Here is a 20,770-nt window from a genome sequence, read left to right as displayed (position 1 = left end):
ATTCTCCGGTGACGGTGCGTTTTTGGCGGTACTCGCCCACCCACCGGTATGGAACTCACACCAGTGGCGGACCTGCCCGAGATCCGCCCCGGCGACGACATCGCCGACCTCGTCGCGGATCGGGCGGGGGACACCCTCGCCGAGGGCGACGTGCTCACCGTCGCCAGCACCATCGTCTCCAAGGCCGAGGGGCGAACGGCCGACCTCGACGACTACCCGGTCAGCGGCCGCGCGCATGAACTCGCCGACCGCATCGGCGACCTCACCGGCGAAGAGAAAGACCCCCGATTCGCACAGGCCGTTCTCGAGGAGAGCACGGAACTGCTGATCGACGCCCCCTTCCTGCTCACCGAAACGCGGTTCGGCCACATCTGCGTGAACGCGGGCATCGACCGCTCGAACGTGCCCGATCACGACCTGTTGCTCCTGCCGAAGCGACCGACCGAGAGCGCCGAGCGAATCCGGTCCGGACTCGCCGATCGGGGCTACGAGAACGTCGCCGTCGTCGTCACCGACACCTGCGGCCGCCCCTTCCGCCACGGCCAGCGCGGCGTCGCCATCGGCTGGGACGGCCTCCCCGCCAGCCGCGACTGGCGCGGCGAACGCGACCGCGACGGCCGCGAACTCGGCGTCACCGTCCAGTCCGTCGTCGACGAACTCGCCGCCGCCGCGAACCTCGTCACCGGCGAAGGTGCCGGCGGTACCCCCGCCGTCGTCGTCAGCGACTGGGCCTTCGGCGACCTCGACGGCAGCGACGAACTCTTCCGCTCGGTCGAAGACGATCTCATCAGGCAAGCGCTTCGCGGGTGGAAGTGGAGGGCCGACGAATGAGCACGAACGCCGATACCGAGCCGACCGTCGGCATCGAACTCACGCCCGAACACCCAATCGAACGCATCGCCGAACTCGCGGTCCTCGCCGAGGACGAAGGATTCGACATCGCGTTCGCGAGCAGCCACTACTTCAACCGCGACCCGTTCGTGGCGCTCTCGCGCATGGCCGACGCCACGGACAGCATTCGACTCGGCCCGGGCGTCGTCAATCCCTACGAGACCCACCCGGTCAAACTCGCCGCACAGACGGCGACGATCGACGAGTTCAGCGACGGCCGCGCCGTCTTCGGGATCGGTGCGGGCGACCGGTCGTCGCTCGCGAACCTCGGCATCGAGCGCGAGCGACCGCTCCGGCGCGTCCTCGAAACGTTCCGTGTCGCACGCGATCTCTGGGCGGGCGAGACCGTCAGCCACGACGGGACCTTCGCGGCCAGCGACGCGTCGCTCAATCTCGAGCCAGCGTCGGGCCGGATTCCGGTCTACGTCGGCGCGCAGGGCCCGCACATGCTCCGGATGAGCGCCAAGCACGCCGACGGCGTGCTGGTCAACGCCGCCCATCCGCGCGATCTTGAGTGGGCGGCCGGCCAACTCGAGCACGGACTGGACGAGCGGTCCGACGACCGCGGTGCGTTCGAGGCGCTCGCGTTCGCGAGCGTGAGCGTCGCGGCGGACGAAGCGGCGGCGCGGGAGGCCGCACGTCCCCCGGTCGCCTTTATCGTCGGCGGGGCGGCCGACCCGGTGCTCGACCGACACGACATCGACCGCGAGGCCGCGAGTTCGGTCGGCGACGCGCTCTCGAAGGGCGATCTCACCGACGCGTTCGACCGCGTCACGCCGGCGATGATCGACGCGTTCTGCGTCGCCGGGACGACGGCGCAGGTCGCGGATCGGTTCGACGCGATGCTCGACCACGTCGACGGGATCGTCGTCGGCTCGCCGCTCGGTCCCGAACTCGATGATGCGATCGAGCGCGCGAGCGAAGCGATTGGACGCGCCCGTGGCTCCCGTGGCTCTCGTCAGTAAACGCGCTCACGTTGCGAAGAGAAACGAAAAAGACGAACTCAGTGTCCGGCGACGAGACTACCGAGCGCACCGAGGGTCAGCACGCCGAAGACGCCGAGCGAGAAGACGATGAGCAGGGTTCCGACGAGGATGAGCAGCGGTGCGAACCCGTCGCCCGTCGCGACGTTACTGAAGTACTCGTTCATCTCCATGATGTTGTCCACGATGACGTTCAGCACTACGGCGGATTCCATGCGTGGGGATTGTCACCGGTGGTACTTGGCCGTGCCGGTCCCGCTCCGAGGACCGTTCCGCACGCGTCACGGACGTTGTACGCGTTGTGATTCGAGTGTGCCGTCCCCCGTCAAAAGCCGATGATCACGAAGACGATGAGGTAGGCGACGATCCCGAAGACGGCGATCCCGCCCATCCAGACTGCGACGATGATCGCCGCCTGTCGGCCCGTTATCTCATCGCCGTCCAGAGCGGCACCGAGTGCAGCGAGTGACTCGCGGAGACCCATCGGTTGGATTTCTACCAAATCGGTAAAGAAACTTTCTCCGATACCGGCCTTCTAATAATCGGCATCCGAAGTAAAACGGCTCGGTAGAGAGAGTGAGAGCGGCCCGAACGAGGTCTTTGAGTGAATCGGAGGGAAACCACCGGTAGCTAACCGACTGCCGATCGTAGACCCAGCTGTGACAGACGACGAGACGCTTTCAGACTATCAGACGGCAAAGACCGAGGAAAGTGCAGACGAGTCGCCTGAACGCGAACTCGCTGCGTCCGCAACGGCGACGGATACGGACTCCGCATCCAGCTCGAATACCGATTCGGCTTCGAGTTCAGGTTCGGAGACACGGCACTCGTCGCTGGCGACGTACGCGTGGAGTCCGCCCGCGGATGCGGCGGTGTGCGGCGAGTGCGGCGAAGCGAGCGCCCGCCGCTGGCGCGACGGCGGGACGTTCGTCTGCCCCGCGTGCAAAACCTGGTAAGTGCCGACTGACTGCGGGTAACGGACCGTTTTCGGGCGAATTCGGCGGCAGTCTCCCGAACATTTATATCTCCGTCGTGAGTTTGTTGACGTGCAATGGCGAAAGGTACGGTTGCATTCTTCAACGACACCGGCGGTTACGGATTCATCGAAACCGAGGACGCGGACGAGGACGTGTTCTTCCACATGGAGGACGTTGGCGGTCCTGATCTGGAAGAGGGTCAGGAACTCGAGTTCGAAATCGAGGAGGCTGAGAAGGGCCCGCGCGCGACGAGCGTCGAGCGCCTCTAGATCGGCGATCCGAAGGCAGTATCGTTCTCCGACCGTTCGTTTTTGAGTGACAACGCGACGAACAGCGGTGCGTCTGCTTACCGTCTCGGGGTCAATGCGCTCGGTGAGACCACTCGCAAGGTGAAACACTCACTCGTCTCGACACAAAGCATATAGTTCCGACGCGCGGAGGTCGCACAAGCACGATGAGTCTGCAGGTGCCGTGTGTCCGAATCTCCCCGCGAGTTCGCCCTCATTTCGACCGATGACTGACGCTGACCCGACATCCGAGACGGTACTCGAGACGCCTCCGGCCGACGAGACGGCCGTTGAGCCGCTGGCGCTCTCGACGGTGGAAACGATCGGGACCGACATCGCGGAGAACGTTTCGCGCGTCATCGTCGGTCACGAGGACGTGATCGATCACGTCATTACGGCCTTGCTCGGCCGCGGACACGTCCTGCTCGATGACGTTCCAGGGGTCGGCAAGACGATGCTCGCCCGATCGATTGCGACCTCGGTGGACTGTACCTTCAGGCGAATTCAGTTTACGCCCGACCTCCTTCCGACGGACGTGACCGGCGTGAACGTCTTCAACCAACAGACCCGCGAGTTCGAGTTCCAGCCCGGCCCTATCTTCGGCAATATCGTCCTCGGCGACGAGATCAACCGCGCGCCGCCGAAAACCCAGTCGGCGCTGCTCGAGGCGATGGAAGAAGAACAGGTCACCGCCGACGGCGAGACGCGCGGGCTTCCCTCGCCGTTTACCGTCATCGCGACGCAGAACGCAATCGAGCCGAACCGGACCTACGACCTCCCTTTCGCCGAACTCGACCGGTTCATGAAGAAACTCCACCTCGGCTATCCGAGTCCCGAGGACGAAGCCGAACTGTTGGGCCGAACCGTCGGTACGCACCCGATCGACGAACTCGAGTCCGTCACCGACCGGAAAACGCTCGTTCGAGCGCGGGAGGCGGTCTCGCAGGTGCAGGTTGCAAAACCGGTCCGGAAGTACGTAACGCGGCTTGTCGGCTATACGCGCGAGAACGCACACATCGGCGTCAGTCCGCGAGGGGCGATTTCGCTCCTCCGGGCATCCCAGGCGCGGGCGGTCGTCGACAGCCGCGAGTTCGTCACGCCCGACGACGTACAGGTGGAGGCGCCCGTCGTATTGAGTCATCGCGTAAAGACGAACGACCGCGCCCGCGACGGCAGTGATATCGTCGCGGACGCGCTCGAACGGGTGCCGGTCGAGGAACGAGACGGATGAGACGGCTGTCACGGCTGCGAGCGAACCGACCGCGGGCGCGATCGAATCGGCGGTAACCGAAACGAACGTATGCACGTGACACTCACACGCCGCGGCTGGGCCGTCCTCGCCATCATCTGTCTCTCGATTGCGATGGGGTGGCAGTACGGCCCGCGGTCGCTGAACGCCATCGTCGCGCCGCTGCTCGTCATCCTGCTGGCCGGTTTCGTCGTGACCCTCCGTCTCGACCGTCCCGCGGTCAGACGGCTGCCGATGGAGGACGGGTTCGTCGGCGAAACCCGCGAAGCCGCGTTCGCCGTCGAGACGACCGGCGACGTGGCGGCGACCGTCCGTGACGAAATCGGAACGGGGCTCGCTTTCGAAACGGATGAGGCGAGAACGCACGCAGCCGGATCGGTATCGACGACCACGCACACCCCGGCGACGGAAACGATTCTCGACGGCGAGACGCGAGTGACCTACGACGTGGCGCTTGCGTCACGTGGCGACCGAACGGTCGGGCCAGCAACGATAACGATACGCGATGTCTTCGGACTCGTCACGCGTCGGTTCGAGTTCGGCGAGACGAGTTCGGTAACGGTCTACCCGCAGGTGTACGAGCTGCAGGGCGCGTTGGACGAGCGATTGCACGAGTTCGCCGACGCGACGGCCCGGCGCAACCGCGAGGAGTTCGATCATCTCCGGGAGTATCGCCGCGGGGACTCGCTGCGCGACGTCCACTGGAAGGCTGCAGCCAAACAGCCCGAAGACGACCTCGTCGTCACGGAGTACGCCGCCGATGCGGGCCTCGAAACAGTTACGATCGCCGCCGAAAGTGCGACGGGACTGGAAGACGAACTCGCGACGGCGGTTGCGAGCATCGTGACGGCGCTTCGCGAGACGAGTATTCGGGTCGGCCTCGTCGTGGATGGAACGGTCGTTCACCCGAGCTCCGACGCCGGACACTACTACGAGCTGCTCGCCGTCCTCGCTGCACTCGAATCGGGTGCGGGGACGGCGGCGCTCACGGATCGCGACCGGGCCGATGCGGAGATTCGCGTTACAGCGCGAACGAGGGCAGTTTCGGTCGTCATCGGCGAGGGTGAGACCGGACACGAGATCCCCTTCGAGCGGTTGCGAGGCACTAGCGAGCGCGCGCGGCCGGGACCGGCCGCTAACGGCGGCGGCCGCAGGGACGCCGGACAGCGGGCTACAGGAACTGGTGACGGCGGGGGAGAGACGGAGACGGAGACGCAGCGGTCAGGGGTGCTCACATGAGCACAGATACCGAGTCTCGTCGCACGGAGCGGACGATCTCCCTCGGCGGAACGAGGACGGGTCGAAGCGAAACCGGACAAACCGTCGGCCCCGGCGCGTTCCGCATGCTCGCACTCGGTTGCGTCCTGGTGTTACTCGCGTCGATCGTCTCCGTTCTACGGGACGTGACGCAAGTCGTCGGCGGAACGGACTCGCTGTTCGTCCTCGCCGGCACAATGTTGCTCGCCGCGACGCTCCTCGCCCGCCTGATCCGTCCGCGGACTGCCACGATCGCCGCGGTGACGGCAGCCAGCCTCGGGTTTGCGTACTATCTCGAGGCCAGCGGCGTCGGCGTCGGCGTCGTCCTCTCGGCAACGGAGTCGCTGCTCGCAGACGTTGTCACGCTCGTTACCGGCCTCTCACTGCTTCGGACGGTCGAAGCCAGCGCCCTGACGCTCGGCCTCGTTCCCGCACCCGTCTTCCTCTCGTGGTACCTCGCGCTCCGGGGTCGATACGCCCTGAGCGTGCTTCCCGGCGGGTTCGCGCTTTGCTTTCTCGTCCTCACCGGCGACGCCGAACTCACGATCACCCTTATCGGCACCCTCGCCGCACTGGGTACCGTCGGCTTCGGTGAACTCGACCGCCGCGGCGGCTCGATCGCCCAGGCGGACCTGCTTGCCGTCCTCTTCGCACTGATCATCGTCCTCTCGCTGTCCGTCACGTTCGTTCCCGGAAACGCAACCGGTCCGGTCACGCTCGACCGCGGCGGCCCGAGTTCGCTCGAGGGAGCCATCGACTCCGCCGGCCAGCGCTCCGGCTTTACCGGCCAGGTCGACCTCTCACCCGAGGTCCGATTCACCGTCGAGTCCGAGCAGGCCTCCTACTGGCGTACCGGCGTCTACGATCGCTTTACCGGCGACGAGTGGGTCCGAAGCGGACAGCTGCAGTCGCCCAACGGACCGATAAACTCCCCGCCCGGCAAGTACGACGTCGCCCGGCAGGTCGTCACCGCCGAAACTGAACTCGGCGTCATGCCGGTCGCCCCCCAGCCGCTGTCCGTCAGCAAGGGAGCCGCACAGTACGCCGAAGTGACGCGACACGGCCAGATTCACCCCTCGACGACGCTGATCGAGGACGACAGCTACGTCGTCGAGAGCGCGATCATCGACAGCGATCCCGCTTCACTCAAGCAAGCGGGGACGAACTACCCCGACGAGATCGAAGAGTACTACCTGCAACTGCCGGAAGGCACCTCGTCGGAGTTCGACGACCGAACCGCCACGGTGACCGAAGACGCTGATAATCCGTACGAAACGGCGGCGACGATCGAATCGTACCTCCGCTCGTCGAAGGGCTACTCACTCGACATCGAGCAGCCAAACGGAAACGTCGCCGAGGAGTTCCTCCTGGAGATGGACGAGGGCTACTGTATCTACTTCGCGACCACGATGGCGCAAATGCTTCGCGCGGAGGACATCCCCGCCCGATACGTCACGGGCTATACGAGCGGTCAGCAAGTCGATGACAATACCCACGTCGTCCGCGGTCTCGACGCACACGCCTGGGTCGAAGTCTACTTCCCCGACCACGGCTGGGTCTCGTTCGATCCCACCCCGAGTGGCGAGCGCGACGAGGTGCACCTAGACCGACTCCAAGAAGCCCGCGAGAACGGTCGCGAGAACGTCGACACCGACGAAAGCGAGGACGTTCCGATCCGCAACGACAGCGATGACGGCTCCGACGACGGACGGTCACCAGACCCGACCGAACCCGGTCCCCCTGACAACGAGACCGACCCAACCAACCCGGACGATCCGCCCAACTCCACCGATCCCAACGGAACGAATACCACCGATCCGACCCGTCCAGACCCCGGTACGACGGCCGCGCAGGACGGCGACGGGGACGACGCCGACAATCCACTCGCGATTACCATCCCGCGCGAGTTCCTCGCATTCACGGCCGTCACCATCGTCGGGTTGGCCGCCGCCGTCCACCGCACCGGCGGACGCGAACTCTACGACCGCACGATCGGACTGTACTGGCAGCGCCGCCGCGACGACCCCGCCCGAGACACCGAACGCGCCTATCGCCGCCTCGAACGACTCTTCGAACGCGAGTTCAGGCCGCGCCGTCCCGGCGAGTCACCGCGGGCGTACGTGAGTGCCCTGGGAGCGCAGGCAGCGACTACGTTACCGACGGACCGCTCAGCAGAGTCAGGGTCACAACCCCGGTCACAGGGAGATCCGCAGTCGCGTTCGGATTTCCGGTCAGACCCACAAGCACGGTCACACTCTCAGTCACCACCCACACCCGACCCGACCGATCCACGAGTCGAACACGTCCTCGCGTGCTACGAGCAGGCCATCTACGGGACCGGCGTCACCCCCGACGACGCCGCGACCGCCATCGAGTTCGTCGATGAACTCGCGCGCGAGCGATTGCCGTTCGTGGGCCCGAACTCGGATGCGGCCTCCAACGCGGACCGCCCGTAGTCCGAATCGCGCCGGCAGTCGGTTCGAACCGGCCCGTCGGACCATCGGATCGGTGGATCACTGAAAAAGAACCACGCGACAGCATGTAGGTCCCGATAGTGTTTAATATGGCCATTTCGTAGCAGGGAACGTAATGTCGGAAGTCTGCTCGACGTGCGGGCTGCCCGAGGAACTCTGCGTCTGCGAGGACGTGGCCAAGGGACAACAGCAACTCACCATCCGCATTGACGAGCGCAGATACGGTAAGGAGGTAACGATCGTCGAAGGATTCGATCCGAAGGATGTCGACCTAGACAGTCTCTCGTCGGATCTCAAGTCCAAGTTTGCCTGCGGAGGGACCGTCGAGGACGGTCACATCGAACTCCAGGGCAACCACACCGGACGCATCGAGGAATTCCTTCGGGACCGCGGCTTCAACGTCGCCTAACTGATGCCCGCGATGCTCTGAGACGACTTCCGAACTCGCGACCCGCTGTATCGAGCCGTCAACTTCACTGTCGGTTTTGTTTCGAGTTTCCGGAGTGCCAACGGTCTGAATAGCGTCGCCACCGGCTGAAATTGTCCTCACCGCCAAAACGCGTCACCGATGGTACCGAACGAGCGAATCGCCGAGAGGGATGGCGACACGCGTCCGCCTTGAAGAGCGTATCGAGCGGGGGCAGGATAGCAACGCTAGAACGGGGATTCGGCGTTCGTACTGGCCGGCTCGTCGGCCCCATCGGACTCTCGGTCGCCGGCGGCGAGGCCGTACTTGAGTCCGTATTTTTCGAGGCCGCCGGCCATACTCTCGATTCGCGCATCCGCCGTCCCCTCGTACGATCCGAGGAGTTGGGCCGCCTGCACGCTCGCCTTCCCGTGCGGACAGACGGTGACGATCCGATCCGCGTCCTCGAGTTCGTCGACGCGCCCGGTCAGTTCCTGAAAGGGAATGTTTTCGCTGCCGGGAATGCGGCTGTGGGCGAAACTGCGTTCGTCGCGGATATCGACGACTCGAACGACGGCATCGGAGTCCGCATCCGCGTTCGCCTCGTTCGCACCGGTATCATCGGTATCCGTGTTCAGGAGATCGTTGACCTCGTCCGGAGAGATTTCGCCATCCATCACTCCCGCGTTGGAACGCCGGAAGAATAAGGCCACGGGTCGGGTGCGGCGTCTGCGACGTCGCGGAGGTACGGGGATACAAAAAGGGAGAAGACCGGGGGCACCGCCACAATCACCCCAGGTCGAGCATCCCGTCTTCCGCCGCGAGTAACAACGCCGTCAGCGTCGCATCGTTCGCCGGCCGCTCGCGCGCCCGGTCGAGCGCCTCCGCAACGGGAACCGTCGTGACCTCGAGGAACTCGTTGCTGTCGAGTTCGCGTTCGCCGGGCACCAGCCCGTCGGCGTAGACGATGCCGCGGTCGTGTCTGAGGACGCCCGTCGCGACTGCGTACTCCTGCAGGAGGACCGTACTCGACGGGCAAAATCCGGTTTCTTCCTCGAGTTCACGCGTCGCGGCTTCCGTGTAGGATTCGCCGTCCTCGACGATACCGGCGGGGAGTTCGAGGTGGGTTTCGTGGACGGGCGGACGGTACTGTTCGACGAACAGCAGGTGGTCGTCGGTCGTGGCGGCGGAGTCTTCCGCGTCACCGTCGCGCACGGCTGCATCGGCGTTCGATTCGTCCGCGAGCACGCGGCCGTCGACGCGCGCGACGACGACGACCGACGGCGGCAGGTCGGCCCAGTAGTAGCGTTTTTCCGTGCCGTCCGGTTGTTCGAGCAGGTCGTAGCCGCCGTCGTACCACGGCGTCTCGTACTCGATCACTTCCTCGAGAACGCTCCACTCGTCGGCAGTCATCGTCGGAGTGTGGACGCTCGAAGACGTAATAGGTACTGTTCGAACGAGACGACCACCGAATATATTTGTCGAATGCGCGCGCTTAGTCGGGCGTGCTCGACGACGAGTTCACCGATGTGGCCCGCGAGGAGCAAACGCTCCACCTCTCCGGAACGGCCTTCGAATCGTTCCGCGAGTGGGGCGTCGACGGAACGGCGCTCACCGCCGCCGCACGCGTTCGTGATAGCGACGGGCGGATCGCGCTCGTCAAAAATCGCTGGGCCGACGGCTGGGTGCTCCCCGGCGGCGCGGTCGAACCCGGCGAACGACTGCGTGACGCCGCTCGGCGCGAAATTCGCGAGGAGACGGGACTGCGTGCGACGATACGCGATCCGCTGGTCGTCTTGGAGCAGACGTACCGTTCGAGTGCCACCGGCGACTCCTTCCGAGCAGCATACGTCGTCTTTGCGGCCACCGCCGACGGACCGATCGCAGACGCGGAATCTCTCGGCGTCTCTCCCGACGAGATCAGAGCCGCACGATGGTTCGACGCGCTCCCCGACAACCTCCACGACGGCGAGGTGCTTCGACCGTATGTGACTCGACCGTGACAGCAACGCCGACGCACAGCTAGTCGGCGGCCTCGAAGTAGTCGCGATACAACCGCCCGAACGCCTGTCGGCGCACCGTTCCGACGGCCGCCTCCTCCTCGTTCTGGAAGGTTGCCGCGACCGCCTCGTCGGCCGGCCCGGCGTGCCAGACGACGTTCTCGACGTTCTCGTTCCCGACCACCGTCACCTCGCCGTCGTAGCCGTCGCGCCACTCGCTGAACTCGTCGCTGGTGCCGACCGAGATTTCGAGTCGACTTGCAAACAGGGCGTCGCGGGCGGTTTCGACGACGGCGCTGGTGACGCGCTCGTCGTACTCCTCGCGATCGAACGACATGGCCTTTGCGACCTCGCGGACGACCGTCTGCGCCGCTGGGCCGAGTTCATCGTAGCGTTCGCGTGCCTCCTCGATCGACGCCGGCGTAACCGTCCCAACAGTGTGCATGTCTCGGTATGCGCGGGGCGGCCAGTTACCAATTGCGTGTTCGCGGGAGCCGTTAGTCGTCCGTCGCTTCGTCGTCGTCCGGGTCCGCTGCGTCCGCGTCGTCGGCCGCATCTGCGAGCATTTGCTGGGTCATTTCCTGTGCTTCCTGCAGCGCGCGTTCGGCCTCGGCCGTCATCGAGCCACGGCTTGGCTGACGGCGCTGTCCGGCGAGGTCGGAGTCGATTCCGGTGGGGCGGCCGGGGGCACGGTCGCGGCCGTGATCGTGGTCGTCGTGACCACCCCTCCCTGCGCTCTCGAACTCGGGGGTGTCGATCTCGGGTGCGTGTTCGCGGACGATCTCCCCTAACTCCGCCGGGGAGTGATCGGCCCAGTCCGGGGCGTGTTCCTCGAGCCATTCCTTGTGATCCGGACGGTCGAGCGATGCGGTGATCGCGAGGTGGTTCGCGAGGTGTTCCGCGTCGGCCTGTTCGGCGTCACAGACCGGGCAGGCGTATCCCATGGGCGGGAGTACGAACGCGGGCGGTAAAACGTCCTCGTCCTTCCCCTCGCTGGCATCGGTGCCGGCATCGGGATGAGACCGCGGTCCGTGCGAGCCGCTTATCACTCGAGCTGTCGGACCATCACGATCGCGTCTTCGTCGTTGCCGTAGTAGCCGGGGATCCGCCGGATCGGTTCGAACCCGAACTGGCGGTAGAGTCGTTTCGCACGGTCGTTCGAGCGTCGTACTTCGAGTTTGATCGAATCTGCGCCGTGGGCAGTGAGGACGGCAACCGATCGCGAGAGAAGTGCGGAGCCGACGCCCATTTCACGGCGGTCCGGATGGACGGCAACGTCCTTGATGTGGCCGAGCTGGCGGCCGAACGAGGGAGACACGTCGGCGACGACGTAGCCCGCGACGTCGCCGTTCGTGACGGCGACGAGAAAGCCGGGGTCGCCGAGGAAGCGGTCGAAGGCCTCGTACGGCCAGGGTTGGGGGAACGACTCGTTTTCGATGCGGACGACGGCCAGGAGGTCCGCCCGTTCGGCGGGCCGGATCGCGAGTTCACCGTCGTCTCGGTATCCGTGGTCGTGATCGTCACCCTCTGGGACCCGTACTGTCACGGAACGACGTACGATGCCAGGGGGTAAAAACGGATGGTTCGGCAAACCGTTCAAACGGACTGCTGGAAGTCAGTTCCGGCGCGCCCGCAGGACGGGTCACGGGTTCGCCGGAAAATCGGTACGGCAGACTATATCAGAGACGTTCGAGCCGGTTGATGTCCGCGTCCGACCAGTCGTAGAAGTGTCGATCGGTTTGGGTAACGACGTCGACGCACTCGTTGTACTGGGAACGGGCCCGGTCGGCGAGCGGGTCGTTGGGATGGTCCTCGATCCACTCTCGGAGTTCGGCAAGTGCTTCCGGCGAGTAGGTGTCCATCCGATCCTGATGGGTGAGAATGTCAACTTTGCGGCTTTCCTGGCGGAGCGTACGGGTAAGCGCCCAGAGGGAGACGCCCCAGAACGCAAGCAGCGTGAACGCGAGCATTCCGAGTACCTCTGCGGAGAGCGCCATTAGTCGTCACCTCCGGTGACACCGGCGGTATCAGTTGTGTCGCGGCGACCCTCGACGAGGGACATGATCGCGTAGCCGATGAGCGGGAAGAGCACGAGAACGAGCATCCCGGCGATCATCTCCGGTTCGCGGAAGTTCTCCCAGGCGAAGTACGCCATGATGAACAGCATGACGGTGGGGATGACGTACTTGATGAGGGGATTCCACCACGTGCCGATGTGGATACCAGCGTTGCGGTTGACCGTAAGCACGCGGAGTCGCTCGGGACCGAGAACCCAGCCGATGACGCCGATAATGGCGAGCGTTGCGAGGGGAAGCCCCCAGTTTCCGAAGACGAAATCGAGGAAGTCGAGGACTTCGGTGGAGTAGGCGCTCGGGAGTCCGAGAAGCCAGATGCCGCCACAGACGGCGAGGACGGTCTGCGTTCGGCTGAGTCGGGTTTCCTCGCTGACGGTCGTCACGCTAACTTCGGTGATGAGCAGACCGGAGGTGAACGTCGCGAGGAAGAACCCGGCAAAGAAGAGGATCGCGACTAACCCACCGAGTGGAATCTCCGGGAAGACCTGCACCAGAGAGACGAACGCGAGACCCGTTCCGGCATCGGGCTCGACGCCGACGGCGAAGACGACGGGGAAGATGGCGAGCGTCGCGAGGATGGCGATGCTCGACTCGCCGATCGCCGTAAAGACCCCGCCACCGAGTGGAACGTCGTCGTACTCCCGGAGATAACTGCCGACGGTCAGGGCGATACCCCACCCGAGTCCGGTCGAGAACAACGCCTGTCCGAGCGCGGCGATCCAGGTCTCACTCGCGACCAGGTACTCCCACTGCACGCCGAACGTGAACGCGATCCCCTCGCTGGCCCCCGGCAACGTGAGCCCGCGAATCGCCATAATGACGAGCGAGATCACGAGTGCCGGCACCGCGTAGACGACGATCCGCTCGACGCCGCGTCGGATACCGAGCGCGAGAATGGCCGCGATCGATCCCATCACGACCGTGTGAAGGGCGATCATCAGCGCCGGGTTCGCGAAGAAGCTGTCCATAAACGCCTGCGCCTCAAACCCGGGTGCCGTAAAGGTAAACAGCAGGGAATGAACGGCGTAGTACAGCGTCCAGCCGATCAACGGCGAGTAGTACGACATCAGGGCGATGTTGACGAGCAAGACGACGACGCCGAATCCGACCATTCCGCCTCGCCCGACGACGTCACGAAATGCGCCGATGACGCCCTTGTTCGTATATCGCCCGAGCGCAACCTCGGCCATCAACCCGGGGACTGCGAGTAGAAACAGGAGAGTGAGGAACGCCAATACGAACGCACCACCTCCGTTATCCCCCATCACGTAGGGGAACCGCCAAATGTTCCCTGCACCAACCATGCCGCCGATCATCGCCATCAGGAACCCGAATCGGGTACCCCACTCGTCACGAGCCGTTTTCGGAGACGTGTCTGACATTATCTACCACCATCTGTGTCAAGGATTCCGAGCGTCGTATAAGTATGTTATGAGCGAAGATACTGACAGTGATATTGACGCGTCTCTCCGCGCGAGCGACCAAGGTAACAAACTGAGAAACCGAATTTGTACGCGTGGATTGTCCGAGCGGAGACCGACGAGGTGGTCCTTCGTCAGTCTACGTCGTCGGCATCGTCTTCACGACTACCGCCGTCTTCATCCTCGCCTTCTTCGTCAACCATCGTCGTCGGTTCCGCGTCTTCCGTCCCGCCGTATTGAGCGTCCGAACCATCGGCAGCGTGTTCGGACTTGTCCCCTTCGTTAGGTTCGTCGGACGCGTTCGTCTCGTCAGTCACGACGATTACTCGGCTGGAATCGCATCCATCTCGTACGTCTCGGTCAACTCCTTCAATTCGTCGAGTGCACTCTGTTCCTCCCGAAGGTTCTCCTCGAGAAGATCCGCTGCCTCGCCCATCCCGATCTGATCCGCAAGCGGGATCAAATTGCCGTAGGCCGCAATCTCGTAGTGCTCCGTCTTCTCCGCTGCCGCCATGTTGTGATAATCCAGTACCTCCTGGGACGGATTCATCGACGCGAACTCTTCGTACTCCTCGATCAGCCCCTCAATGCCTTCACACTCTTCTTTCTCCGGCGGTTCGCCGAACATGTCGAAGACCGCTTCGAGCCGGTCGATATGCCCCTGGGTCTCCTCGCGGTGTTCCGCAAACGCCTCCGCGATCTCCTCGCGTTCGGTGTTCGACTCGAGTTCATCGAGCGCGTCGAGGAGTTCGTGTTCCGCGTGGTAGATGTCTTCGAGGCCGTGCTCGAACAGATCTTGGATAGTGTCGACGCTCATGGGACGATCACACGAGGCTTTGCCGGGCGAGTGAAAAAGCGAGACGCCTGCCGTCGCAGGCGCACGGCGAGCCCGGTAAGCGGCTACTCCGCGGCGTCCTCGACCCGATCTGCGTACTTCTCGAGTTCACTCGCGAGCTCGCGGGCCTGATCCGGCGTCAATTCGAGTTCGGTCATGTGCTTGGGGAAATGTTGGTCGGTCGCGTTGTCGAGTTCGACCTGGAAGCGCACGCAGTCCGGCTCCTCGCGGTCCGTCGTGGCGTTGGCGACGGCGACGGAATCGAACTCGAACTCGTGGCCTGTCGCCGTGGCGTCGACGTAGTCGAGCGTCGTGTACGCGTTGACTCGCATCAGTCGGTCGGACATGGCTAGGGACTCGGGGTATGGCTACTTAGGGACTTCCAACGGATGGCCGGTCTCGCGTTCGATCAGGGAGTTCCACGAGTGGCTCGTGACGCGAGCGGCTATCGAGAACAGTGACGTGACGGGTGCGAGCCGCGCGGTGTTCACCGCGATCGAGAGCACGACGGCACAGCGCGAACTCGGAACCGTTCGAACGCAGTTGCCGACCGGGTACGCACAGTTGTTCGATGCCGGCGTCAAGAACGGATCGTGGCGATCGACGGGCCGTAGATACCCGCCGCGGCTACTGATATCGAAGACGGGGGAGTTAGCGGGTTAGTCGTCCGACGGAATCGGCGTCCCGTCCGCCCGCGCGGGCGCAGGCCCTTCGTCCAGCCCGTCATCCTCCGCGTACGGATACCAGGTCTGCTTGGTGTTGTGCATGTACGGATCCTCGTAGCTCGTCTCCTCGGGCTCGACGAGGTCGGCTAACTCCTCGTCGTCGCGGTCGGCGACGAACTCGCGGAAGCTCTCGCCGTCCGTTCGGCGGTCGGCGAAGTTTTCGAGCAGGTTTTCGATTGCACCCGGCACTTCGTCGGCCGGGACGCGGTCTGCAACCCAGGAGGCAAACCGCGGGTTCTCGCCGAGTCCGCCGCCGAGGCCGATGTCGAGCGCCTCGACGGGTTCGCCGTCCTTGCGGGTCTTCATCCCGCGTAGGGAGACATCGGCTATCTGTGGCTGTGCACAGGAAGCGGTACAGCCCGAGAGGTGGATGTGGAAGTCCTCGACGCCCGCCGGCAGGTCGACGTTCTCGACCAGCCAGCGCGAGAACCGAACCTGCCGGTTCTTCGTCTCGACGATCGAAAGCGAACAGAACTCGGTGCCGGTACAGGCGATCGATCCCCGCCGGAACGGGTGCGGATCGGGGCTGTACTCGTCGAAAACCTCGTTATCGAGCAAGGCGTCGACCTCCCCGTCCGGCACGTCCGTCAGGATGATGTTCTGGCGCTGCGTCAGCCGGACCTCGCCGGAGGCATGCTCCTCGGCGGCGTCGGCGATTTCGTAGGCGTCGTCGATGCCGAGTCGCCCGACGAGGACGTTCAGGCCGATGTAGTTGTTGCCGTCGACCTGTTCGTGGACGCCGACGTGGTCGTGCTTGCCGTCCGCATCGCCGGCGTTGTAGCTGTAAGAGTGCCGAAGGTCCTCGCCCGCCGTCTCGAGTTCGAAGTCGATGTACTCGTCCTGAAGCGTCTCCCGAACCTTCTCGGGACCCCACTCGTCGACGAGGAACTTGATGCGAGCGTTGTAGCGGTTATCGCGGTCGCCGTGATCCCGGAAGAGTTTGGAGAGGCCACCCGCGACCTCGACCGCCTGCTCTGGCGTTGCGAAAACGTCGATATTCTTCGCAAAGCGGGGTTCGTTACGCGCCAATCCGCCGCCGACGCGGACGTTGTAGCCCGTCACCGTCTCGCCGTCCATCTCCTTCTCGGCGGGCTCGAACGCTAGGTCGTTGATGTCGCCCTGCCCGCAGCCCTCGTCACAGCCGGTCACGGAAACCTTCCACTTGCGGGGCAGGTTCGAGTGCGCTTCGTTCTGCTTGAACGTATCGTGCAGTTCGTAGGCCAGCTCGTTGGCATCGACGTGCTCGTGTTTGTCCTTTCCGGCGACCGGACAGCCGACGATGTTCCGCCAGGAGTCACCGCACGCCTGAACCGTCGACAGTCCAGCGTCCTCGAGTTCGTCGAAGATGTCGGGCACGTCCTCGATCCGGATCCAGTGCAGCTGGACGGCCTGTCGCGTCGTCACGTCGAGCCAACCGTTACCGAACTCGGGATTCGCGACCGGACCGCGAGCGTACTCGTCCGCGATCTCGACGATCCGGCGGAACTGACCCGGCTCGAGCACGCCGCTTGGCGGCCCGATCCGCATCATGAAGTACGACTCCTGGCCGGCGCGCTGGTGGTACAGTCCGTACCACTTGAAGCGCTCGAACCAGGCGTCACGCTCGTCTTCCGGGATCGACTCCCAGCCGTCCTCGGCGAATCGCTCGATGTGGTCTCGGATGTCCGTGCCGTAGACCTCGTCCTTCCACTCTTCGACATCAGTAGGCATTTGCTCAGTATATAGACCACGAGTCTTATACGCCCGTGTGTCGCGTCAGACCCGGCCGCCTCTAGCCAGTTGCGGAGGTTTTTGCCACCACATACTGGCTCGATTCGGTCCATCCACACCGACCGCAACAACCCGGTGTTCGCCTCCCGCCCGAGGACAGCAGTCGAATTACTCCACCGGCTCGAAACTCGAACGGGCCGCCCCATCCACAGCATCCGGAATCGTCGACTGGACACCCGCCGGCTCGTACGGCTTGAACTCGCCGTCAACGATTCGACCAACCGGCAACGAATCGATACTGTCCCGCGTCCCACACTCGATACACATCCCCACCGCGTCCGCGAGTACTCGATGATCCGAAACGTGAACGGCGGAATACGCTTCGAGAAGAACGTGTGGCGTCTCACACGAACAGAACTCGCGCGTCGGAAGGGCCCAGATATCGCTCACACCGACCTCACGGGAGTCGTTGACGCTGATCCAAGCCCCATCGTCGAGCGTTCGCAGTGCAATCGCCATCGGTATCTATGGATACTCCGTGCTGGACCCACCTCTGTCCGTCGATGGCTGCAACGTTTTGCCTCGCCGATGACACGCTAGATCGACCGAACCGACCGACGACGGCGACCTCCACGCCACTCTCCCGAACCGAGATGACGGCAACCATCTCCGCTATAACCGAGTACAGGTATCCATTGCACACGAGGCGTCACTTATGCGCTTTCCAACCAAATGACCAGTCATGACTGACACGGCTGAACAAAGCCAACGACCCAGCCACAATCCGGACTCGGATACACCAGACCAGGACCGAGAACGCGATGACGCTCACCTCGACGACGTCGAAGAAGGTGCTGGCTGTACCGAAATCTGGGAACACCTCGCCGAGCAGCGCGACGACGAGGAGTAACGAAACTCCAGACCTGAACTCGTCCCTGCGTTACCACGACCCTGTAAACCTCGATCCGTCTTCTCTACCTGCTGTGAAACGCCCCGCATTGTTATTAGATAACAATGCTTATGATAATATCCTCCCTGCTTCCCTACCCACAGTTGACACTCACACGACAAATAACGGACGGCAGACGATAGCCAACAGACGACAAACAACAGACACGTACTCACCACTCTAGCACTCTCCCACCGCTTCACAGGGAGCGACACTTTTCCCCCTCTATTCCATAGACCAGTGCAGACCCATGACCGACAACCGGCCCGAAGAAAATCCACGCGGTCGCAATCGCGATCCTGATGGGCGGCCAATTCCGACCGACCGCGAATCACCCGTCGGCGCACCCGTCATCCGTGGCGACGAATCCGTCACTGGAACACGCGCCCGCAAAGCCGTCCAGTTCGATCCGACCGATCCCGATAGCCTCGACGCCGCCGCCGACACCGTCTCGCAGTTCGCAACCGGCACCACCGACGACGACCACCTCTACATGCTCCGCGGCGCCGCCGCGTGTGCCGCACTCGTCCGCGGCGAAGGCTCCTACAAAGCCGCCGCCGAACGCGCCGGCCCCGACGTCACCGTCTCGTTCATCCGAAAGTGGGCCCGCGTCCACGACCTCCCCCGGTCCGTCCGCAAACAAGTCGCCCTCGGCCAAATCGCTCCCACCGCCGCCAAACACATCGCCCGCGTCGGCGGCGAAGCCCGTCTCCTCCTCGCCTGGGCCGCCATCGACGGCGACCTCACCGTCCGCGACATCCGCACCGTCGCCAGCACGATCAACGACGGCACCCCCGTCAATCGAGCCCTGACCAACCACGGCGTCAACCTCGGTCAGCTCGAACTCTCACTCTCACCTGACACCTATCGCGACCTCCGCCGCCGCGCCTCCCTCGACGATATCACCCCAGGTGAACTCGTGACCGATGCACTCGAACAGTACTTCGAATGAACTAGCAGGTACCGAATCGAACACTGACAACGCAGAACACAGTTCTATAGAGACAATATGTCAAATTATATATTATTACTCCCGGCCAGTCGGCAGCGAAGAAAGAAACGTTTAACCACTACTCGCCGATAGTGAGAACTACGGGGCCGGTAGCTCAGTCTGGCAGAGCGTCTGGCTTTTAACCAGACGGTCGCGTGTTCAAATCGCGCCCGGCCCGCTTCTTCCCCTGATCACGGCTGCAGGCGTGAGCAGTGAAACCAGCGATATTTTGAATATAGTGCGATCGCACGCAAATACAGAAAGCAGAAATCCTCACCCCGGTTATAGTCGTACCAGTCTCGTTCTATCACCAACAAATCGTAATCGCCAGGAGATGTTGCTAACTAACCAGTTTACAATCCCTGCAGTGGCTCTATATGAATCGGTCACGAAATGGTGTCTATGGGCAGCTCGGAATCCGCGACACCTACATCACCAACCGCGAAATCAGTTGCCCCGATCGTCGTCCGAACGGCCGGTGCAACCGCAGTTGTCGGCGTTCTCCTTCTAGCCTCATCCATCGTTGTCACCATTACCGGACTCCTCAACCTCCACAACGTCCTTCTCGGCGCAGTTATTGCAACCCTCGGTTCCGTCAACGCGCTGTTATCAGACACCTATCAATCACCAAATACCGCTCTCACACTCCTCCTCGCTCTCCTCGGCCTCTGGGTCATCGCCTCTCCCTTCGTGCTTGAGAATACACGAACGCTTGTCACCGTCATCAACGTCGGTGGTGGCCTCGCTGTCGTCCTCCTCGCTGGCATGCAACTCTATGGTATGTTCGCATTATCAGAATAATCGTCCCATCATTGACCCAGCTCTCGTGCAGCTCATCAGAGTGCATTCGCATTCTGAGGGCGGCGTTCTTGCACCAACTCACCGAAAAACACGATACCGACGAAACAGCGTTCCTCGTTGATGCCGGCAGATATCTGATCGCACCCACCACGAATTGAGCGGTCAGCTCGACTATAGCAACCGGAATTGCGTTAAAAAGTGTTTGAGACGGGCGGATTGATCACCCTCACTTGTTCTGGCGGGATAGTCCAGCCAGCGGCGTGCGCTGGCTCAGACAGATCAGACAGTACTACACTCACTATCGGCTATCAGGTACTAGATGACCGAACACCTGCTGAAACGGTGCTGAACTGGACCATGTCTGCTAGACCATTTGCGTGAAACTACCGTGGAGATACCGGAACGAGAGTCACGACTGCAGAATCGGTTACACTCTGTTGTTTCGCTCAGTTTGAGAAAGAAGTGAAGCCAAGGGCCGGATTTGAACCGGCGGTGGGCGGCTCTGCAGGCCGCTGCGTTCGGCCGGACTCTGCCACCTTGGCGCGAATGAGTGTTATTACTGCGTTCGTTTAAGTATAGCGGTACGAGATAGGCAGGGATCGAAGATTCTTCGCATTGGAGAAATATAAAATGCCCCACACAGCCGCTGCTGTGTGGGGCTATTGAGTGGAAGTATGAGTGGAGGCGGCGAATCGAGTTTCCCAGAGGATCTCTCACTCCAGTACTCACCGATACGTAG

27 protein-coding genes, 2 tRNA genes and 1 pseudogene are annotated in these 20,770 nt (G+C 63.3%); 15 read left to right on the top strand and 15 right to left on the bottom strand.

Annotated features, from left to right (window positions below; genetic code table 11):
- The first annotated feature begins 48 nt into the window (after positions 1 to 48).
- Together C481_RS03540 and C481_RS03535 are read left to right on the top strand one after the other, a co-directional pair.
- The gene (locus tag C481_RS03540) at positions 49 to 831 is read left to right on the top strand and encodes a coenzyme F420-0:L-glutamate ligase (protein ID WP_006107583.1); all 783 of its coding nucleotides are present in this window, start codon (positions 49 to 51) and stop codon (positions 829 to 831) included.
- Entirely contained in the window at positions 828 to 1,856 is a 1,029-nt protein-coding gene (locus C481_RS03535) for a 5,10-methylenetetrahydromethanopterin reductase (RefSeq protein ID WP_006107582.1), read from the top strand. Before C481_RS03540 ends, C481_RS03535 begins: the two co-directional genes overlap by 4 nt.
- A gap of 38 nt (positions 1,857 to 1,894) precedes the next feature.
- On the opposite strand, the gene C481_RS03530 is transcribed toward C481_RS03535, so the two are convergent.
- Both C481_RS03530 and C481_RS22090 read right to left on the bottom strand, forming a co-directional pair.
- Positions 1,895 to 2,089 carry a hypothetical protein gene (locus C481_RS03530; RefSeq protein WP_006107581.1) on the bottom strand — a complete coding sequence of 65 codons (195 nt, stop codon included), beginning with the start codon at positions 2,087 to 2,089 and terminating at the stop codon, positions 1,895 to 1,897.
- 110 nt (positions 2,090 to 2,199) lie between these two features.
- Positions 2,200 to 2,358: a hypothetical protein gene (locus C481_RS22090; RefSeq protein ID WP_169331451.1), complete on the bottom strand. Its 159-nt coding sequence runs from the start codon at positions 2,356 to 2,358 to the stop codon at positions 2,200 to 2,202.
- A 175-nt stretch (positions 2,359 to 2,533) separates the two neighbouring features.
- On the opposite strand from C481_RS22090, the gene C481_RS03525 reads away from it, so the two are divergent.
- From C481_RS03525 to yciH, 6 genes are all read left to right on the top strand, one after another.
- Positions 2,534 to 2,830 carry a DUF7573 domain-containing protein gene (locus C481_RS03525; protein WP_006107580.1) on the top strand — a complete coding sequence of 99 codons (297 nt, stop codon included), beginning with the start codon at positions 2,534 to 2,536 and terminating at the stop codon, positions 2,828 to 2,830.
- A gap of 95 nt (positions 2,831 to 2,925) precedes the next feature.
- Positions 2,926 to 3,120: a cold-shock protein gene (locus tag C481_RS03520; RefSeq protein WP_006107579.1), complete on the top strand. Its 195-nt coding sequence runs from the start codon at positions 2,926 to 2,928 to the stop codon at positions 3,118 to 3,120.
- A 244-nt stretch (positions 3,121 to 3,364) separates the two neighbouring features.
- Entirely contained in the window at positions 3,365 to 4,369 is a 1,005-nt protein-coding gene (locus C481_RS03515; protein WP_006107578.1) for an AAA family ATPase, read from the top strand.
- A gap of 69 nt (positions 4,370 to 4,438) precedes the next feature.
- Positions 4,439 to 5,626, top strand: a complete 1,188-nt coding sequence (locus tag C481_RS03510) for a DUF58 domain-containing protein (RefSeq protein WP_006107577.1) — start codon at positions 4,439 to 4,441, stop codon at positions 5,624 to 5,626.
- Entirely contained in the window at positions 5,623 to 8,100 is a 2,478-nt protein-coding gene (locus C481_RS03505) for a transglutaminase family protein (RefSeq protein WP_006107576.1), read from the top strand. Before C481_RS03510 ends, C481_RS03505 begins: the two co-directional genes overlap by 4 nt.
- 133 nt (positions 8,101 to 8,233) lie before the next feature.
- Complete coding sequence (gene yciH / locus C481_RS03500) at positions 8,234 to 8,527, top strand: stress response translation initiation inhibitor YciH (RefSeq protein ID WP_006107575.1); 294 nt, start codon at positions 8,234 to 8,236, stop codon at positions 8,525 to 8,527.
- 245 nt (positions 8,528 to 8,772) lie between these two features.
- Here yciH and C481_RS03495 read toward each other — a convergent pair whose 3' ends face one another.
- Positions 8,773 to 9,201 (bottom strand): rhodanese-like domain-containing protein, encoded by a 429-nt coding sequence (locus tag C481_RS03495; RefSeq protein WP_006107574.1) that lies wholly within the window; start codon positions 9,199 to 9,201, stop codon positions 8,773 to 8,775.
- A 112-nt stretch (positions 9,202 to 9,313) separates the two neighbouring features.
- Positions 9,314 to 9,937 carry an NUDIX hydrolase gene (locus tag C481_RS03490; RefSeq protein WP_006107573.1) on the bottom strand — a complete coding sequence of 208 codons (624 nt, stop codon included), beginning with the start codon at positions 9,935 to 9,937 and terminating at the stop codon, positions 9,314 to 9,316.
- Between the two features lie 92 nt (positions 9,938 to 10,029).
- On the opposite strand from C481_RS03490, the gene C481_RS03485 reads away from it, so the two are divergent.
- The gene (locus C481_RS03485; protein ID WP_006107572.1) at positions 10,030 to 10,527 is read left to right on the top strand and encodes an NUDIX hydrolase; all 498 of its coding nucleotides are present in this window, start codon (positions 10,030 to 10,032) and stop codon (positions 10,525 to 10,527) included.
- 19 nt (positions 10,528 to 10,546) lie between these two features.
- On the opposite strand, the gene C481_RS03480 is transcribed toward C481_RS03485, so the two are convergent.
- From C481_RS03480 to C481_RS03445, 8 genes are all read right to left on the bottom strand, one after another.
- A complete protein-coding gene (locus tag C481_RS03480) occupies positions 10,547 to 10,969 on the bottom strand; it encodes a DUF5809 family protein (RefSeq protein ID WP_006107571.1) in 423 nt (140 codons plus the stop codon).
- A gap of 52 nt (positions 10,970 to 11,021) precedes the next feature.
- Positions 11,022 to 11,468 (bottom strand): DUF5810 domain-containing protein, encoded by a 447-nt coding sequence (locus C481_RS03475; protein ID WP_006107570.1) that lies wholly within the window; start codon positions 11,466 to 11,468, stop codon positions 11,022 to 11,024.
- Positions 11,469 to 11,569: 101 nt separating this feature from the next.
- Positions 11,570 to 12,070 (bottom strand): ribosomal protein S18-alanine N-acetyltransferase, encoded by a 501-nt coding sequence (gene rimI / locus C481_RS03470; protein WP_006107569.1) that lies wholly within the window; start codon positions 12,068 to 12,070, stop codon positions 11,570 to 11,572.
- A gap of 133 nt (positions 12,071 to 12,203) precedes the next feature.
- A complete protein-coding gene (locus tag C481_RS03465) occupies positions 12,204 to 12,521 on the bottom strand; it encodes a hypothetical protein (RefSeq protein ID WP_006107568.1) in 318 nt (105 codons plus the stop codon).
- Positions 12,521 to 13,981: a sodium-dependent transporter gene (locus C481_RS03460; protein WP_083860884.1), complete on the bottom strand. Its 1,461-nt coding sequence runs from the start codon at positions 13,979 to 13,981 to the stop codon at positions 12,521 to 12,523. The genes C481_RS03465 and C481_RS03460 overlap by 1 nt, the downstream gene beginning before the upstream one ends.
- A gap of 173 nt (positions 13,982 to 14,154) precedes the next feature.
- Positions 14,155 to 14,337, bottom strand: coding sequence for a hypothetical protein (locus tag C481_RS22085; RefSeq protein ID WP_006107566.1), 183 nt, complete (start codon positions 14,335 to 14,337; stop codon positions 14,155 to 14,157).
- A gap of 5 nt (positions 14,338 to 14,342) precedes the next feature.
- Complete coding sequence (locus tag C481_RS03450; RefSeq protein ID WP_006107565.1) at positions 14,343 to 14,837, bottom strand: DUF892 family protein; 495 nt, start codon at positions 14,835 to 14,837, stop codon at positions 14,343 to 14,345.
- Between the two features lie 83 nt (positions 14,838 to 14,920).
- Positions 14,921 to 15,202 carry a DUF6360 family protein gene (locus C481_RS03445; RefSeq protein WP_006107564.1) on the bottom strand — a complete coding sequence of 94 codons (282 nt, stop codon included), beginning with the start codon at positions 15,200 to 15,202 and terminating at the stop codon, positions 14,921 to 14,923.
- Between C481_RS03445 and C481_RS03440 the strand changes: the two genes are divergently transcribed.
- The gene (locus C481_RS03440; protein ID WP_152422149.1) at positions 15,201 to 15,518 is read left to right on the top strand and encodes a DUF2267 domain-containing protein; all 318 of its coding nucleotides are present in this window, start codon (positions 15,201 to 15,203) and stop codon (positions 15,516 to 15,518) included. The two genes, C481_RS03445 and C481_RS03440, sit on opposite strands and share 2 nt — an antisense overlap.
- Here the strand turns inward: C481_RS03440 and C481_RS03435 are convergent.
- Positions 15,515 to 17,290, bottom strand: coding sequence for a nitrite/sulfite reductase (locus C481_RS03435; RefSeq protein ID WP_006107562.1), 1,776 nt, complete (start codon positions 17,288 to 17,290; stop codon positions 15,515 to 15,517). The two genes, C481_RS03440 and C481_RS03435, sit on opposite strands and share 4 nt — an antisense overlap.
- A 168-nt stretch (positions 17,291 to 17,458) precedes the next feature.
- A complete protein-coding gene (locus C481_RS03430; protein ID WP_006107561.1) occupies positions 17,459 to 17,809 on the bottom strand; it encodes a hypothetical protein in 351 nt (116 codons plus the stop codon).
- 223 nt (positions 17,810 to 18,032) lie between these two features.
- Here C481_RS03430 and C481_RS22080 point away from each other — a divergent pair, with 223 nt between their 5' ends.
- The 5 genes and pseudogenes from C481_RS22080 to C481_RS22600 all read left to right on the top strand — a co-directional run.
- On the top strand, positions 18,033 to 18,200 hold the full coding sequence (locus tag C481_RS22080) for a hypothetical protein (protein WP_006107560.1): 168 nt from the start codon (positions 18,033 to 18,035) through the stop codon (positions 18,198 to 18,200).
- Positions 18,201 to 18,489: 289 nt separating this feature from the next.
- The gene (locus tag C481_RS03425; protein WP_006107559.1) at positions 18,490 to 19,191 is read left to right on the top strand and encodes a DUF7119 family protein; all 702 of its coding nucleotides are present in this window, start codon (positions 18,490 to 18,492) and stop codon (positions 19,189 to 19,191) included.
- 143 nt (positions 19,192 to 19,334) lie between these two features.
- Positions 19,335 to 19,408, top strand: a tRNA-Lys gene (locus tag C481_RS03420).
- Between the two features lie 224 nt (positions 19,409 to 19,632).
- Positions 19,633 to 20,031, top strand: a complete 399-nt coding sequence (locus tag C481_RS03415; RefSeq protein ID WP_006107558.1) for an SPW repeat domain-containing protein — start codon at positions 19,633 to 19,635, stop codon at positions 20,029 to 20,031.
- Positions 20,032 to 20,090: 59 nt separating this feature from the next.
- Positions 20,091 to 20,412, top strand: a pseudogene (locus C481_RS22600) (IS6 family transposase); the annotation flags it as partial.
- Between the two features lie 85 nt (positions 20,413 to 20,497).
- Here C481_RS22600 and C481_RS03410 read toward each other — a convergent pair.
- Positions 20,498 to 20,573: transfer RNA gene (locus C481_RS03410), tRNA-Cys, on the bottom strand.
- Between the last annotated feature and the right edge of the window lie 197 nt (positions 20,574 to 20,770).

The sequence above is a fragment of the Natrialba asiatica DSM 12278 genome, assembly GCF_000337555.1.
Classification (GTDB): Archaea; Halobacteriota; Halobacteria; order Halobacteriales; family Natrialbaceae; genus Natrialba; species Natrialba asiatica.
The sequence above is the reverse complement of the archived record's forward strand: the minus strand, read 5'-3'. Positions and strand labels throughout refer to the sequence as shown.

Excerpts from the sequence above, each read along its gene's own strand:
- C481_RS03515 (WP_006107578.1), top strand. The coding sequence starts at position 3,365 with ATGACTGACGCTGACCCGACATCCGAGACGGTACTCGAGACGCCTCCG.
- C481_RS03435 (WP_006107562.1), bottom strand. The coding sequence starts at position 17,290 with ATGCCTACTGATGTCGAAGAGTGGAAGGACGAGGTCTACGGCACGGAC.
- C481_RS03495 (WP_006107574.1), bottom strand. The coding sequence starts at position 9,201 with ATGGATGGCGAAATCTCTCCGGACGAGGTCAACGATCTCCTGAACACG.
- C481_RS03430 (WP_006107561.1), bottom strand. The coding sequence starts at position 17,809 with ATGGCGATTGCACTGCGAACGCTCGACGATGGGGCTTGGATCAGCGTC.
- C481_RS03445 (WP_006107564.1), bottom strand. The coding sequence starts at position 15,202 with ATGTCCGACCGACTGATGCGAGTCAACGCGTACACGACGCTCGACTAC.
- C481_RS03415 (WP_006107558.1), top strand. The coding sequence starts at position 19,633 with ATGGGCAGCTCGGAATCCGCGACACCTACATCACCAACCGCGAAATCA.
- C481_RS22090 (WP_169331451.1), bottom strand. The coding sequence starts at position 2,358 with ATGGGTCTCCGCGAGTCACTCGCTGCACTCGGTGCCGCTCTGGACGGC.
- C481_RS03510 (WP_006107577.1), top strand. The coding sequence starts at position 4,439 with ATGCACGTGACACTCACACGCCGCGGCTGGGCCGTCCTCGCCATCATC.
- C481_RS03535 (WP_006107582.1), top strand. The coding sequence starts at position 828 with ATGAGCACGAACGCCGATACCGAGCCGACCGTCGGCATCGAACTCACG.
- C481_RS03465 (WP_006107568.1), bottom strand. The coding sequence starts at position 12,521 with ATGGCGCTCTCCGCAGAGGTACTCGGAATGCTCGCGTTCACGCTGCTT.
- C481_RS03450 (WP_006107565.1), bottom strand. The coding sequence starts at position 14,837 with ATGAGCGTCGACACTATCCAAGATCTGTTCGAGCACGGCCTCGAAGAC.
- C481_RS03530 (WP_006107581.1), bottom strand. The coding sequence starts at position 2,089 with ATGGAATCCGCCGTAGTGCTGAACGTCATCGTGGACAACATCATGGAG.
- C481_RS03505 (WP_006107576.1), top strand. The coding sequence starts at position 5,623 with ATGAGCACAGATACCGAGTCTCGTCGCACGGAGCGGACGATCTCCCTC.
- C481_RS03460 (WP_083860884.1), bottom strand. The coding sequence starts at position 13,981 with ATGTCAGACACGTCTCCGAAAACGGCTCGTGACGAGTGGGGTACCCGA.
- C481_RS03480 (WP_006107571.1), bottom strand. The coding sequence starts at position 10,969 with ATGCACACTGTTGGGACGGTTACGCCGGCGTCGATCGAGGAGGCACGC.
- C481_RS03440 (WP_152422149.1), top strand. The coding sequence starts at position 15,201 with ATGGCTAGGGACTCGGGGTATGGCTACTTAGGGACTTCCAACGGATGG.
- C481_RS03490 (WP_006107573.1), bottom strand. The coding sequence starts at position 9,937 with ATGACTGCCGACGAGTGGAGCGTTCTCGAGGAAGTGATCGAGTACGAG.
- C481_RS03475 (WP_006107570.1), bottom strand. The coding sequence starts at position 11,468 with ATGGGATACGCCTGCCCGGTCTGTGACGCCGAACAGGCCGACGCGGAA.
- C481_RS03520 (WP_006107579.1), top strand. The coding sequence starts at position 2,926 with ATGGCGAAAGGTACGGTTGCATTCTTCAACGACACCGGCGGTTACGGA.
- yciH (WP_006107575.1), top strand. The coding sequence starts at position 8,234 with ATGTCGGAAGTCTGCTCGACGTGCGGGCTGCCCGAGGAACTCTGCGTC.
- C481_RS03540 (WP_006107583.1), top strand. The coding sequence starts at position 49 with ATGGAACTCACACCAGTGGCGGACCTGCCCGAGATCCGCCCCGGCGAC.
- C481_RS03425 (WP_006107559.1), top strand. The coding sequence starts at position 18,490 with ATGACCGACAACCGGCCCGAAGAAAATCCACGCGGTCGCAATCGCGAT.
- C481_RS22080 (WP_006107560.1), top strand. The coding sequence starts at position 18,033 with ATGACTGACACGGCTGAACAAAGCCAACGACCCAGCCACAATCCGGAC.